At 60.5% G+C, this 14,087-nt stretch carries 12 protein-coding genes; 3 read left to right on the top strand and 9 right to left on the bottom strand.

Translation table 11 applies throughout. The annotated features are described in order from the left end of the window. Window position 1: 1 nt before the first annotated feature. The 7 genes from IPF49_21070 to IPF49_21100 form a co-directional block, all read right to left on the bottom strand. Window positions 2-1,084 carry a glycosyltransferase gene (locus IPF49_21070; protein ID MBK6290080.1) on the bottom strand — a complete coding sequence of 361 codons (1,083 nt, stop codon included), beginning with the start codon at window positions 1,082-1,084 and terminating at the stop codon, window positions 2-4. Continuing rightward, window positions 1,081-2,571, bottom strand: coding sequence for a lipopolysaccharide biosynthesis protein (locus tag IPF49_21075; GenBank protein ID MBK6290081.1), 1,491 nt, complete (start codon window positions 2,569-2,571; stop codon window positions 1,081-1,083). Before IPF49_21075 ends, IPF49_21070 begins: the two co-directional genes overlap by 4 nt. Further along, complete coding sequence (locus IPF49_21080; GenBank protein MBK6290082.1) at window positions 2,568-3,323, bottom strand: hypothetical protein; 756 nt, start codon at window positions 3,321-3,323, stop codon at window positions 2,568-2,570. The genes IPF49_21075 and IPF49_21080 overlap by 4 nt, the downstream gene beginning before the upstream one ends. After that, on the bottom strand, window positions 3,320-4,504 hold the full coding sequence (locus IPF49_21085; protein MBK6290083.1) for an aminotransferase class I/II-fold pyridoxal phosphate-dependent enzyme: 1,185 nt from the start codon (window positions 4,502-4,504) through the stop codon (window positions 3,320-3,322). The genes IPF49_21080 and IPF49_21085 overlap by 4 nt, the downstream gene beginning before the upstream one ends. A 115-nt stretch (window positions 4,505-4,619) precedes the next feature. Further along, window positions 4,620-5,504 carry a glycosyltransferase family 2 protein gene (locus tag IPF49_21090; GenBank protein ID MBK6290084.1) on the bottom strand — a complete coding sequence of 295 codons (885 nt, stop codon included), beginning with the start codon at window positions 5,502-5,504 and terminating at the stop codon, window positions 4,620-4,622. Between the two features lie 119 nt (window positions 5,505-5,623). Then, window positions 5,624-7,636 carry a hypothetical protein gene (locus IPF49_21095; protein MBK6290085.1) on the bottom strand — a complete coding sequence of 671 codons (2,013 nt, stop codon included), beginning with the start codon at window positions 7,634-7,636 and terminating at the stop codon, window positions 5,624-5,626. An 81-nt stretch (window positions 7,637-7,717) separates the two neighbouring features. Beyond that, window positions 7,718-8,176: a pilin gene (locus IPF49_21100; protein MBK6290086.1), complete on the bottom strand. Its 459-nt coding sequence runs from the start codon at window positions 8,174-8,176 to the stop codon at window positions 7,718-7,720. Window positions 8,177-8,713: 537 nt separating this feature from the next. Between IPF49_21100 and pilB the strand changes: the two genes are divergently transcribed. The 3 genes from pilB to IPF49_21115 all read left to right on the top strand — a co-directional run bounded on the left by pilB (window position 8,714) and on the right by IPF49_21115 (window position 12,709). Then, complete coding sequence (gene pilB, locus IPF49_21105; GenBank protein MBK6290087.1) at window positions 8,714-10,435, top strand: type IV-A pilus assembly ATPase PilB; 1,722 nt, start codon at window positions 8,714-8,716, stop codon at window positions 10,433-10,435. A 2-nt stretch (window positions 10,436-10,437) separates the two neighbouring features. Further along, entirely contained in the window at window positions 10,438-11,664 is a 1,227-nt protein-coding gene (locus tag IPF49_21110) for a type II secretion system F family protein (protein ID MBK6290088.1), read from the top strand. A gap of 160 nt (window positions 11,665-11,824) precedes the next feature. Beyond that, window positions 11,825-12,709 (top strand): prepilin peptidase, encoded by an 885-nt coding sequence (locus tag IPF49_21115; GenBank protein MBK6290089.1) that lies wholly within the window; start codon window positions 11,825-11,827, stop codon window positions 12,707-12,709. 71 nt (window positions 12,710-12,780) lie between these two features. Here IPF49_21115 and IPF49_21120 read toward each other — a convergent pair whose 3' ends face one another. After that, window positions 12,781-13,152: a GtrA family protein gene (locus IPF49_21120; protein MBK6290090.1), complete on the bottom strand. Its 372-nt coding sequence runs from the start codon at window positions 13,150-13,152 to the stop codon at window positions 12,781-12,783. A gap of 20 nt (window positions 13,153-13,172) precedes the next feature. Further along, window positions 13,173-14,066: a class I SAM-dependent methyltransferase gene (locus IPF49_21125; protein MBK6290091.1), complete on the bottom strand. Its 894-nt coding sequence runs from the start codon at window positions 14,064-14,066 to the stop codon at window positions 13,173-13,175. Window positions 14,067-14,087: the final 21 nt, after the last annotated feature.

Raw genomic sequence — 14,087 nt, forward strand, 5'->3', positions numbered from 1 at the left:
ATCACTCCACCGGTCTCGCTCCGAATTTTCGGAACTCGAAGCGATGTTTCACATGCTCTATCGCGGCAAGCAGACGAAGCGTCAATCCACGAATCGACGGGCTGGAGCGAAGCACCCGCATCAATCGCACGCGCATGGGGTGAAGCCGCTCGGGGGCGTTCTGTTCCAGCCAGGACCAGGCGCGATCGAAGCAATGCCGGTCATCGGCCCGCAATGCCAACCAAAGCAATACCCGGTATTGCGCTGCGAGCGAGACCTCCCTGATCCCGGGGTCTTCCTGGAAGAAATCGCAGAATTCCTCCACCATCCTGATCGCGTCAAGGCAATACCTGACATGTGCTGAATCGCCCACGTTCATCATGGAGCCGGGGGTTCGCCGATAAGCGGCAAGCGGTTCGTTGATGAATCCGATTTTCGAGGCGCGAGCCAGATAAAGACAAAGTGGCCAATCCTCAACCAAATACCCCCTGTCGGCCAAACCCGAACGCAGGAATTGCTCAACAAGATCGCGGCGGCAGATCACCGTACAGGTCTGCATCCGGTTAGCCTGCAACATGGCCTCATAGATCTGGCCGTCCCGATGCTGCAACAGGCCCGAACTGCGGAATGCGACTCGCGCTCGCCATGCTCCCCCGATATGAATCAGCCGCAAATAATTGCTGTGCACGGCGCCCGCCTCCGGATGCAACTGCAGATACCCGACCTGCCTGGCCAATTTGTGGACATCGGTCCAGCAATCATCCCCTTCGCAGTACGCAATGTACTCGCCGCGGCAGGCGTTCAACAGACGCACGTGATTGGCGTGCATGCCGACGTTCACGCTGTCGGTAATCAGTCGGATGATCCCGGGATACAAGCGCTGAAAATCCTGCGCGACTTCGCGCGTGCGGTCCGAAGAGCAGTCCTCGCCAATCAATAACTCCATGGAAAACGGCACTTCCTGTGCCAGCACGCTTTCGATCGCCTGGGCAATAAAATCGCCATGGTTGTAGGCAAGCATGACAACGCTTACAAGGGGAATTTGCGCCGTTTCCGGGCCATCACCCGATTCAGCATTCGAATTGTCAAAGCCCGGATTGCTCATTTGCCGCGCCAGGATGCGGATGCGGATGCGGAATCGGTACCCGCGTGCTGCGGCAGGATGCCCTCGCGCAGGAAGGCAAGAACATCGTAAAACGCCTTCAGGCGGGCAATCCGTACCAACGCCAGGAACACCAGCACTCCCATGGCGGTCAAGCCGGCGAGTTCCTGCGCGGGCGACGGCGCCCAATAAAGGCTGACACCATACACACAACAGGCCATCAGGATGGCTGCAAGGAGCGGCGGCGTGAATTCCCGCAGTTGCGCCCACGCGCCGAAATCGAGAAATCGACCCGTGAAGCGGGTGTTGATGCCAAAGGCAATCAGGGAAAACGCAACCTGACTCCAGGCGATTCCCATCACTCCGTACATTGAACCCAGCGCTATCAGCAGTATGCCGATCGTCTTCTTGGCAAGCTCGAGGCGAAACATCAGGCGAGAATGCCCCTGTGCCATCAGTGCATGCAAATTTATCGCATGAAGCGGATACAACAATCCGGCAATACACAAGATACGAAGGATCGGTACCGAAGCCAGCCACTGTCGACCGAACATGAGCAGCACCAACGGTTCGGCAAGCGCCACGATACCCAGCAGGACCGGGGCACTCAGCAGCATCAATCCGCGAATCGACAACTGAACGCCCCTGCGCAGCATTTCCACATCACCGGCAACCGCGGAGAACATGGGAAGGGCTACCCGCGCCAGCAAACCTCCGATGAAACCAACGGGCATTTGCTTGGTGACTTCCGCATTGTTGTACAGACCAAGAACATGAGCACCGTACAGTCGCCCCAATATCAAGGTATAGAGGCGCGAATAGATCACCTCGAGCAGACTGGAACCAAGATGATAGCCGCCAAAGCCGGAAAGCCTGTACAGGGATTCCCGACTGCACCTCAGCGCGGGACGCCATCGATGCAGCCACCACAACAGAGCCGTGGCCGTGACCGCGAACACCACTGACTGTGCCGCAAGTGACCACACGCCGAAACCATGCCAGGCCAGGGCAATCGCAACAACCGCCGACAGAATGGAGGCGAGCACGCTCACTTTCGCCTGCGTGTGGAAATCGAGTTGCCTGGTCAGAAGCGTCGAGTGAATTGCGCCCAGAGCACCGAAAAGTACCACAAGCGCCATGGCTCTTGTCAGTGGTTCGAGAATCGGCAGGCGGTAGAAATCCGCGATGAACGGAGCAGCGCCGCACAGGGTCAGGGCGAGCAGCGCACCAACGCCCAGGTTGCACCAGAACACCGTCGATTCATCCACATGAGAGACCTGCTGACGCTGAATGAGCGCGGCGGAGAACCCCCCGTCCCACAAGACTCCGGCAATTCCAACCACAATGGACAGCATCGCGACCACGCCGAAATCGGAGGGTGTCAGAAGCCTGGCGAGCACCATGACCGCGACAAACTGAACGCCCTGACGCAACAGGAGTTCTGCCCCTCCCCATAGTGTTGCCGTGACAGCGCGCACCTTGAGCATCAATCAGCGGAATCCATTGCCTTGATATCTTTGGCTTCGGGGTCTATCTGCAGTTGCAGGAATATCCTCGCTCCGCTTTCAGGATCGATGAAGTAGGCATTCCTGTGACCATCAAAGCTCAAAGCGCGCAGTTGGTCATAAAACTCCCTGAAAGTGCCGATTCGAGCCAGATCGATTTCGCAGAAGCTGTCGAAGTCCTTCTTCATATACAAATGACCCTGCTGCTCGAGCTCGAAGGTGGTGTAATCACCCTCGACAAGTCGCCGAAAATTCTTGCTGATCCATGCGATCTCCGCAGAAAGAATTCGATCGTATGCTGTTTTTGAGGTATCCCATATCCGCATCGGAATCACGAACCTGTCGATCACGTCACCGTGATCGATCTCGGCGTCGATGCGATGAACGGTGACCCCGGCGTTGACTCCCCTGGCGATTGCCCAGACCTGCGGGAACCATCCGCGAGTTTCGGGATTGTATCCGGGATGGATGTTTATGCATTCGACACGCTCATGCAGCGACTCGGGAAAGAGCTGTTTGCAATGGGCCGATATGATCAGTTGATATTCTCTTGATAGACGCGCACTTTCCTTGCGGACATCAACGACATCGAATGCCTCGTTTCCCAAAACCACGGCCGGCGCCCGGGGCGAGCATGCAAGGCTTACATGCTCGCACAGCTCGCTCCGCGCTATGAATGGGGGGAAAAAATCCGCCAGCCTGGCGTTATCCGTGATGACAAGAGTCTGCCGTATCACGGCGCTTGTCTTCCCGATCTGGCGAGCATTGCCACAATGCGCGCGACGGTTTCAATGTCATCGGCACCCAAAGTGATTCCGGTGGGAAGTACAACGGCCTGACTTGCCACCTTGATCGTGTCGGGCAACAACAACGACGCGTGCGGATACAGATCCCGATACGGTTTCATCCGGTGACAGCCCGGCCAGAAATACTTGCGCGCAAGAATGTTTTCAGCATGCAGCGCAGCCACCATCGCATCACGACTGCCTGCAGCCGGCGATTCGAGTTCGATTACAACGTATTGGTAATTGGGAGTATCCGCTTCGTCGTAAGCGATCAAACGCAAGCCATCGACTCCGGCCAGGGCTTCGGAGTAGACCAGATAATTGCGCTTGTTGGCGGCGATGAAGTCAGGCAATGCCTCCAGGTTCACCAGGCCCATCGCGGCATTGATCTCGGGCATCTTGCCATTGGTGCCCGGATGAATGACGTTGTCGTAACCGCTGAAGCCGAAGTTGCGCATCAGGCGCATTGCCTGCGCCAGCTCGCCATCATTGGTAGCCACCGCTCCACCCTCGAAGGTGTTGAACACTTTCGTGGCGTGAAAACTCAGCACCTCGCAGCGGCCAAACCCACCGATGCGGCGACCGGCAGCGCTGCAACCGAATGCGTGCGCGGCATCGAACATCAATTGCAGGCCGTGCTCGTCGGCAATTGCCTGAAGCGCCTCCACGGGGGCAGGTCTGCCCCAAAGATGCACACCTATTATTCCGCTTGTGCGCGGCGTAATCATGCGCCGCACCGCGTCCGGATCCAGGTTATGCGTGGCCGGATCGATATCCGCGAATACGGGGGTTATTTCCTGCCAATGCAGGGCATGCGCCGTGGCAACGAAGGTATAGGAGGGCACGATCACCTCGCCATCGAGGCCCAGTGCGCGGATGGCGATTTCCAGCGCCACCGTGCCGTTGCACATCGCGACACAGTGCTCCACACCGATGCGCGCCGCAATCCGCGATTCAAGCTCCTGCACCAGCGGGCCATTGTTGGTCAGCCAACCGCGATCGTAGATTTCTCCGGTATACCGAAGGAGCGACTCCTTGCCACCCAGGTTGGGGCGGCCCACGTGGATGGGATCGACGAAGGCCGGTGCGGCGCCGTTTATGGCGAGATCATTGTGCGATCGAATCGCTTTCATTGGCGGTGCTTGCTTCCAACGCCCCGTGCACGCGCACCGGTTGCCCGGCAGAGTGTCTGGGCCTCAGACAGCGAGCCCGCAGATCCACTGCCAAGCGAACACCGAAGGCGCACGCTCACCGCGACAACTCATCGTGCTTGAATATCAGCGCGGTGATCTGCTCCGACACCAGCCCGATCAGAAATGTCGTCAGCGCACTGGTCAGAAACAGGACGCTCATGTTGGTGAACCGTCCCTCGGTGAAATAGGTGTATCCGTAGTAGCAGATACCCGTGGCGAACTGCAGGACGGCCAGCGGGAAAAAGAGCTTCAATGGCGAGTAAAGCGTGCATACCCGGAAAATGATCAGCATGAACTTCAACCCGTCCTTGAACGCGCTGATATGTGACTCCCCGTCGCGCCTGCCCACTTCGATCGGGAGGTACTTCACCGAGTAGCCCGATCGGAAAAACGCCATGGTGATGGTTGTCGGGTAGGAGAATCCGTTTGGCAGGAGGTAGAGAAATTCAAGAAATTTCTCCCGCCTTACCGCCCTGAAACCCGAGGTCAGATCCTCGATGTGGTGGCCCACGACCAGGGTGGCAAAGCGGTTGTAGACACTGTTCGCGAACAGGCGGCTCATGCTGGCCTGCCCGGCATTGGCGCGCGCGCCAACCACCATGTCATAACCCTCATCCATGGCCCGCAGCAGCGCCGCCATCGACTCCGCTGCGTGCTGTCCGTCGGCATCCATGAAAAACAGGATGTCGCCGCGCGCCGCACGGGCGCCGGTCTTGATCGACGCCCCATTGCCCTTGCTGTAGGGATGGTCGATGACGGTCGCTCCGGCAGCGCGGGCAACCGCGGATGTGGCATCACTCGAGCCGTCGTTTACCACGATGAGCTCCGCACCGGGCAGCAATTCGAGCACCTTTTTCACGACCAGGCCGACGGACGGGGCTTCGTTGCGCGCCGGGATCACCACCGATACCCGCACCTGTGTGCTCAGTTGTTCAGACATTGGCCACGTCCCTGCGCATCCGCTTGCTGTTTCCTGTGATTCCAGCCAATTTCGAATTCCTGCAACGCATCATTCGAGCTACTGCATACAACACCGCCACGCATCGGCGCAGGCCGGGCTCAGCGCGCACCGGTTCCCTGCGCAGGTGGCCCGGATGCCCGCGGCTGCGAGCCCGGTACCGGTTGCGCCTGTCCGGCACGGGTGCGTGCCTGGTCAATCTCCGCCTGCAACCCGGCCAGCGAATCCAGCCATTGGCGGCGCACAAAAGGACGCCAGGGTGCGGACTTGCGCAGATCGGCCAGCACAAGCGCCGCCTGATCCGGCAGTCCGGCCGACAACAGGACGTTTATCATGACCTGCGCTGATCCGAGCTGCGGCATCAGTTCAAAGCCTTTTTCGAGATGATACATGGTCTGCTCGAGCGATTGGCGCTCCATCCAGTATTTCGCCAGGTGGTAGTGCGCCCCGGCGATGGCGGTCGCTCCGGCCCGCGCACCTGCCTCGGTCACCAGTTCCAGCATGTGCCGGGTGTCCTCCTCGGAGATGCCCGGGCACTTTCCAGCGAGCTGCTTGTCCCTGATTTTCGCGATCTGGATCGCGCTCGATATGCCTGCCGTTTGTGTCTCCAGGGCCCGGATCGCCTCAATGGCCGCATCCCGAACCGCCGAACCCGGCTGCAGCTCGCACAGGACCTCCAGTCGGTAGAGCGAGAAGTCGACGCTCTGGCGCATCGCCTGCGGTGCACCCTCGAGGATATCGACGACCTTGGCCATCTCGCCCGCGCCACCCAGCACAAAGGCGTGCAGCTGAAGCGCCCGTAGCGAACCAGGGCTGTCGTGGTGCCACAGCGGCCCGGCGATGCGCGGATCGCTCCACACCAGCGCCGACTCGCGCAACACGAAAACCTGGTTCACCAGGAGCAGCGCGAACAGGGCGGCGCGGAACGCGAATGTGATCGGCGCGGCAAAGATCAGCGCAACCAGGGCGAAGTACACCCCGAATGCCGGCAGATAATTGCGGTGCTCGAAATACAACTCGAGCCCGAAAACCGTCGACTCCAGCAGCTGACCGATCAGGAACCAGCAAATGGCGAACGAGACCACGCGCCACCGGGTACCCGCCAGCTGCCACGCCGCCAGCATCGCACCGAGCCAGCCCAGGATCGCCAGCGCCGTTGTCCACGGATGCAGCAGGCCGGTGGAGAGCTCCGGCTCATCCTGGAAAGGACCGATCCCGGAGCGGGTCGGCAGCAGCAGCAGCCTGATGTAGCGAAAGAGAATCCGGCCCTCGGTCAGCAGCCGCTCGTGCATATCGAAACTGCGCCCGGGGTAAACAGGGCTGTTGCCGATCGCGACATTCAGGATGAACAACAAAAGCAGTGCGCCGGGAATGAGCAGGAAAACCATGGTCCACCAGGCAGGGGGAGCGGCGACGCGAGAAGCCGGATCAGCGGGGCGGAGCAGCAGCGCTTCAATCGCCAGGGCCAGCAGCGGCAGAAGCACGCCATTTTCCTTGCACAGTGCGCCAAGCAGCGTCCCGAGCCCCAGGCCCGCGCTCATCACCAGCAATCCCGCCCGGCGGCGATGCGCCAGCAACTCCCGCCCCATCACGAATGCGAGCAATCCGCCAAGACCGAACAGGGCAGCGAGTGAAGTCATGCGCTGGATCAGCATCATGCTGGTCGACAGCAACAGCGGACTCGAGGCCCAGGTTGCTCCCACCGCGAGCGCAAACCATTCGCGACGCAGGGGCAGCGCGGGAAGGTAGCGCGCCAGCCGGTAGCTCAACCAGATGACGAGCAGCGAATTGAGCAGATGAACAAGGGTATTGGCCCGGGCAAAATCGGCCGGTTCTGTTGGCCAGGACGGCATCTGCAACAGAAAACTCGTCAGCGCGAGCGGACGGCCCAGCGGGCCGGCGTGGCCGTCGAATACGAAGTAAAGCGCGGATTGCAGGTCATGGACCCGGTCGAGGCCCGCGAGATGCACTTCTTCATCGAAGGAATAGCCGAAGTAAAACCCCAGCGAATAGATCGCATAGGTGCCCGCCAGCAATATCAGCAGCGCGGCCAACCAGATAACGGGGGCGCCCCGGCGATCGCCCGCAACGCGCCGACCGGCAAGTTCAATCAAGCTTTATGCATCTGAAAATTCAATAAAAAAAAGCCCTCAGATCAACTGAGGGCTTTTGCTCCGTTGAGGAGTTGCAAATCGTTATTTGCAGCTTCCGGGACGGTACTTGGGAAGAACGGTCGTACCCGCTCCGCCGCAGGTCCACACCATGACGCCGCTGGCGTTCGCAGCGTTGCCGACGAACGTCAGCGTGTTGTTTCCGCCAAGTTCCACGATGCCGTTGGTGGCCGCAACGGTGTTGATCACGACGTTGATGCTGCCGTTCGAAGTGTTGGTCTTGGTCCAGCCAACGCTTTCCACCTTGCCAGCTCCGCAGGTGTTGAACACGTCGGTAGAGCCGTCCGTCGGCAGGACGCCCTTGGAGGCGAAGTATTCCGCAACCGAGGTCTTGGCTTCCGATGCACGTGCCATCGGCTCGCTCAGCTTGGCGCGTACCGTGTAGTCCTGGTACGCCGGCAGGGCAACTGCCGCCAGGATGCCCACGATCGCGATAACGATCATCAGTTCGATAAGGGTAAAGCCCTGTTGTACTCGCTTCATTTGTCTGCTCCTTGGTTTTGCAGAAGGTTTGGAAAAGCGCCGAGTTCAATATAGAACCGATTCCGGTTCCTGCAAGTCGGGTTACAAGGAGCGTGCCACACTCCGGAAGGGAGCAGTTATTTACTTGTAAATCAGACAATTGCGTCAAAAATGGCCGCCAGCATCAGATGCTGGAACTACTTCCCTGCGGCCTTCTGAAGCAACAAATCCGCCCTGTAACGCTCGATTGTGACCTTTTTTGTCACCATCAATTCCAGGTGATTGTCCGCTTTGTCATGGCTGTAGCCTGTTGCCGGCGAGGCGGCAGCCGCAGTTGGCCGGGTTCCACATACCCGGGACAGCCGCAGCCGGGATGAGGGTGGCGCCGGCCTCTATCGGACCTTGATTCCTGGCGCGCGCTGCCTGGCGTGTCTGTTGCTATACTTCAGCGCGAATTCGAACAATATATAGATGGGGTGCGGCGCTCGGCTGGAACGCCGCTCCTCGCGTTGCCGCTCATGGACAAGGCTTTGAGAACCCGATGCAGGATTCAGGGGTATGAACGCAAATAACCCGGTACCGCTCAGCGGCCTGGCCAGGCGGCTGGTGCAGGATGGCATCCTGGAAGAGAAAGTGGCCCGCGATGCGCTGCAGGAGTCGCGCACCCTGAAGCGCCAGTTCGTCGCCTATATCGTGGAACGCCAGTTTGCCGACAGTAGCCGCATTGCCGAAGCCGCCTCGGATGAGTTCGGAACGCCGCTGCTCGATCTTGCCGCGTTCAACATGGAGACCTGCCCCAAGACCCTCGTAGACCCCAAGCTGGTCGAGAAGCATCACACCATACCGTTGTTCAAGCGCGCCAACCGCCTCTATCTCGCGGTATCGGACCCGACCAATCTTCACGCGCTGGACGAGATCAAGTTCCACACCGGCATCAGCACCGAAGCGATACTGGTCGATGAAGGCGCCCTGATGCGGGTGATGCAGAAGTTCCTGAAATCGGCCGAGGAAGCAACCGGCGCCGTTTTCACCGACCTCGATGCGGTTGGTCTCGAGGACCTGGACATAGAAGGCGGCGAGCCCAAGGACGACGCCGGCGATATCAAGTCCGATACCGACGACACGCCGATCGTTCGCTTCGTGAACAAGGTGCTGCTCGATGCCATCCGCGGCGGCGCGTCCGACATTCACTTCGAGCCCTACGAGAAATACTACCGGATCCGCTACCGCACCGATGGCATCCTGCACGAGGTGAGCAAGCCACCGATCAATCTGGCGCCGAAGCTGGCCGCGCGTCTCAAGGTGATGTCGCAGATGGATATCTCCGAGCGGCGCATGCCGCAGGACGGACGCATCAAGATGAAGCTCTCCAAGACCCGCGCCATCGACTTCCGGGTCAACACGCTGCCCACGATCTTCGGCGAAAAGGTGGTGATGCGTATTCTCGATCCGGCCAGCGCCCAGCTCGGCATCGAGGCGCTCGGATTCGAACCCGAGCAGCGCGAGCTCTACATGAAATCGCTGTTCTCGCCCCAGGGCATGATGCTGTTCACCGGCCCCACCGGCAGCGGCAAAACGGTTTCCATGTACACCGGGCTGGGCATACTCAATACCGACGAGCGCAATATCTCCACCGCGGAAGACCCGGTGGAGATCAACATGGCGGGAATCAACCAGGTGCATGTGAATGCCCGGGTCGGCCTCACGTTCGCCGAAGCGCTGCGCTCCTTCCTGCGTCAGGATCCGGACGTGATCATGGTCGGGGAGGTCCGCGATCTTGCCACCGCCGAGATCGCGGTGAAAGCCGCCCAGACCGGTCACATGGTCATGTCGACCCTGCACACCAACAGCGCCTGCGAAACCATCACCCGCCTGCTCAACATGGGCGTCGCACCGTTCAATGTCGCAACCTCGGTCAACCTGATCATCGCCCAGCGTCTGGGACGCCGGCTTTGCACGCATTGCGCCAAGGAACTGGTCCTGCCCCGCGAATTGATGCTCGAAGAGGGATTCCTCGAATCGGAACTGATGGGGATCAACCTGAAAAGCCCCGGAGGTTGCGACAAATGCCTGAACGGCTATAAAGGACGAGTGGGAATCTATGAAGTGGTTCCCGTTACCGAGGAGCTGTCCGAGATTATCATGGCCGGGGGCAATGCCATCGAGCTTTCGCGCTGTGCACGACGCCAGGGCTATCCAGACCTGCGCCGTGCCGCATTGATCAAGGCGGCCAAGGGCCTCACCAGTCTTGAAGAAGTCAACCGCGTAACCAAGGATTGAACATGGCACAGGCGGCACAAGCAGTAAAAACCGAGACCTTTACCTTTCATGGCAAGGATCGGCGCGGCAACGCAACGAAGGGCGAGCTCCAGAGCGAGAGCGTCACCCTGGCGAAGGCACAGCTGCGCAAGCAGGGAATTACCCCGCAGGTGGTACGCAAAAAAGCGAAGCCGCTGCTCGGCGGGCGGAAAAAGGCAATCACGCCCGCCGACATCGCGATCTTCGCGCGCCAGCTGGCGACCATGATGAAAGCCGGCGTGCCGCTGGTGCAATCGTTCGATATCGTGGCCGACGGGCAGGAGAATGTCGCGTTTCGGGAGCTGGTCATCGCGATCAAGAACGATGTGTCCGGGGGCAACAGCCTGGCGTCCGCGCTGCAACGGCACCCGCGCCATTTCGATGCTCTGTTCTGCAACCTCGTCCATGCCGGAGAGCAATCGGGCAAGCTGGATTCGATGCTGGACCGGATCGCCATCTACAAGGAAAAGACGGAGGCGTTGAAGTCCAAGATCCGCAAGGCGCTGACCTACCCGATCGCGGTAGTCGGTGTCGCGATCATCGTCACGACGATCCTGCTGATCTGGGTCGTTCCCCAGTTCGCGGAGACCTTCGCCAGCTTTGGCGCCGACCTGCCCGCTTTCACGATGTTTGTGCTGATGCTGTCGCACTTTATGCAGGACTACTGGTGGGCAATTTTCCTTGGACTGGGCGCAGGCATCTACACCCTCAAGGAAATGCGCTTCAGAAACAAGAAGTTCGCGGACTGGATCGATGCGATGATGCTCAAATTGCCGATCATCGGGCCAATCCTGAAGGAAGCCGTCGTCGCGCGCTTCTCGCGCACCCTCTGCACCACCTTCGCGGCCGGCGTGCCGCTGGTGGAGGCGCTCGACTCGGTTGCCGGCGCCGCCGGCAACGAGGTGTATGCACGGGCCATCCGCCAGATCCGCGACGACGTGACGGTGGGCACCCAGCTCAACCAGGCCATCCGCACCACCGGGCTGTTCCCGATGATGCTGTTGCACATGGTGACGATCGGCGAGGAATCGGGCGCGCTCGATGCGATGCTGGACAAGGTCGCATCGCATTTCGAGGCCGAGGTCGACAACAAGGTTGATGGCCTCACCGCCCTGCTCGAACCGCTGATCATGTCGGTACTCGGCGTACTGGTCGGCGGACTGATGGTTGCGATGTACCTGCCGATCTTCATGCTCGGGTCCGTCATGTAAACAGGCGCCCAGGGAGTCGAGCCTTGCGCCCCGTTGAGGTCGGCCCGCCGGCAGGTGCCGGATCGCCGCGGGGGCAAGCCCGTCGCGGCGGGCTGAAGACGCAGGCGATGCGCTCAATTCCAGCAACCCCTCGCCGAACCGGCACAGAACATTGAACGACCTGGTTTTCGATCCCGCCTTCTGGCAACAACACGTGACGCTGTTTGCCGGCGCCGTGCTGCTGCTCTCCCTGATCATCGGCAGCTTCCTGAACGTCGTGATCCTGCGACTGCCGATGATGATGGAGCACGCGTGGCGCCGCGAATGCCAGGAGATGCTCGAGTCCGATGTGACTTTCAGCAACCGCAGCGGCGAACCGGTCTCACTGATGCATCCGCCGTCCACCTGTCCGAAATGCGGTCATCTCATCAGGGCGTGGGAGAACGTGCCCGTCATCAGCTACCTCGTGCTCCGGGGGCGTTGTGCGCAATGCCGCGAGCCGATCTCGGCGCGCTATCCCGTGGTCGAGTCACTGACCGCCGTGCTGTCGGTGGTCGTGGCGGTGCGATTCGGCGCCACCCCGGTCACGGTTGCGATGCTCATCCTGACGTGGTCACTGGTGGCGCTCGCCATCATCGATATCGATCATCAACTGCTGCCCGACAGCATCACCCTTCCCCTGCTGTGGCTGGGCCTGATCATCAACTCCGGGGGCTTGATCGTCCCGCTGGAACAGTCGGTGTGGGGAGCGATACTGGGTTATCTGTCGTTGTGGTCGGTGTATTGGGGCTTCAAGCTGCTGACCGGCAAGGACGGCATGGGCTATGGCGATTTCAAGCTGCTGGCCGCCGCCGGGGCCTGGCTGGGCTGGAAGGCGCTTCCGGTCATCATCATCCTGTCATCGTTTGCCGGCGCGGTCATCGGCCTTTGTCTCATCCTGATCATGGGTCGTGATCGCAATGTTCCCATACCGTTCGGACCCTATCTCGCCATCGCGGCCTGGATGACCGCGATGTGGGGTGAGGAACTGGTCGACACCTACCAGATGGTGATCACCGCACTCTGAGAAACGCCGGGGCGCGAGCGCTCTTCAGGAACGGGCGCCCTGGTCACCCGAAAATATGTAGTTCCTCCTGATCAGGTAATTCCAGAAAAAACGATGCCCAGCGCCAGCAGCTTGCTCAGCAGGACATGAAGCCGCAGTTCCTCGACGGCGAGATAAAGGATCAGCTGATGCCACAGCAGGCCGGTCGCGCTGACCGCGTAAATGACCGCCAGTTCGACACCGCGCGGGAACCGTGTCCCGGCGCTGAATACGAAACGGATGCTGAGCAGGTAATTGATCAGGGTGGCCACCAGGAACCCGCCGACCCCTGCCCAGAGATAATGTATGTGCAGCCCGTAGATCAACGCCGCAAACAATGAAAAATCAACCGCGGCCCCGGCTCCCGCAACCATCAGGTAGCGGATGATCTTCCTTTCGAAAATAGAGCTGAGCAATCCGCGCATGCGACTTCGCAACCCGGGCACTATGTCTTGCGCGCAAACACGGTGCTGCAGGCACCACGGCGGCGAGCGATGGAAACCGCGTTTTCGAGCAGCGCAATGGGCAACAGCATGGCGGCGGGAAGCAGCCAGAGTCCCAGTTCGATCAGGCGCGGAACGGACTGCGCGCTTCTCATCAACTGGTACAGCCGGTTGGCCCTGCGCGGAGCCATGCGGTTCAACGCGCTCTGCATGAACCCGAAAATATTCTGCACGCCATCGGAGGTCGTCGAGGCGAGCGTTGTGTAACCCTGTCTTTGCAGCAGCCGCTCCATCCCCTGGTGACCGAAAAAATGCAGGTGCCGCGGCGCGTCGATATGAAACCAGGCGTTGCGGAAAAAACCGGCCTGCCAGCTCGAATTGTTCGGGACCGCAATGACCAGCACGCCTCCCGGCTTCAGGATTTCGCCGACCGCCTCCAGGGTGGCCTGCGGATCGGGCAGATGCTCCAGCACATGCCAGATCACCACGGCGTCGAAGCTGTGGGGCGCGAACCGCTGTTCCCCGAGTTCCCCTGTCCGGTATTCGATCGCCGGGCTCTCGAAGCGCGAATCGAGCAGTGCGCGCTCGAGGCCGGTCCCGGTGACACCCGTCCTGCCCAGTTCCAGCAGCAAATCGCCCCTGCCACAGCCGATATCGAGCACTGCCAGCGGCCCCGGACCCGGCAGGTACCGGCGGATCGAACGGGCCCGGCGCCTGACCGACAGGTTGACCAGGGCCTGCAGCGGAGCCGCGAACTTGGACTCCCCGCCTCCGTAATAGGAGCGGTCATAATGCGCCGACAGCACCGCAGCGGAGGGAAACACCTCGATCCTGCCACTGCCGCACCCGGGGCACAGGAGCAGCGTGTACGGTTCGGTGCCGCGGTCGGCGTCCATGACATCCATCCGCGCAAAATT

This window comes from Gammaproteobacteria bacterium (assembly GCA_016705365.1).
In the GTDB taxonomy this organism is placed as follows: Bacteria; Pseudomonadota; Gammaproteobacteria; order Pseudomonadales; family UBA5518; genus UBA5518.

Coding starts and splice junctions, on each gene's coding strand:
- IPF49_21100 (MBK6290086.1), bottom strand. CDS start 8,176: ATGAAGCGAGTACAACAGGGCTTTACCCTTATCGAACTGATGATCGTT.
- IPF49_21085 (MBK6290083.1), bottom strand. CDS start 4,504: ATGAAAGCGATTCGATCGCACAATGATCTCGCCATAAACGGCGCCGCA.
- IPF49_21110 (MBK6290088.1), top strand. CDS start 10,438: ATGGCACAGGCGGCACAAGCAGTAAAAACCGAGACCTTTACCTTTCAT.
- pilB (MBK6290087.1), top strand. CDS start 8,714: ATGAACGCAAATAACCCGGTACCGCTCAGCGGCCTGGCCAGGCGGCTG.
- IPF49_21120 (MBK6290090.1), bottom strand. CDS start 13,152: ATGCGCGGATTGCTCAGCTCTATTTTCGAAAGGAAGATCATCCGCTAC.
- IPF49_21090 (MBK6290084.1), bottom strand. CDS start 5,504: ATGTCTGAACAACTGAGCACACAGGTGCGGGTATCGGTGGTGATCCCG.
- IPF49_21125 (MBK6290091.1), bottom strand. CDS start 14,066: ATGGACGCCGACCGCGGCACCGAACCGTACACGCTGCTCCTGTGCCCC.
- IPF49_21070 (MBK6290080.1), bottom strand. CDS start 1,084: ATGAGCAATCCGGGCTTTGACAATTCGAATGCTGAATCGGGTGATGGC.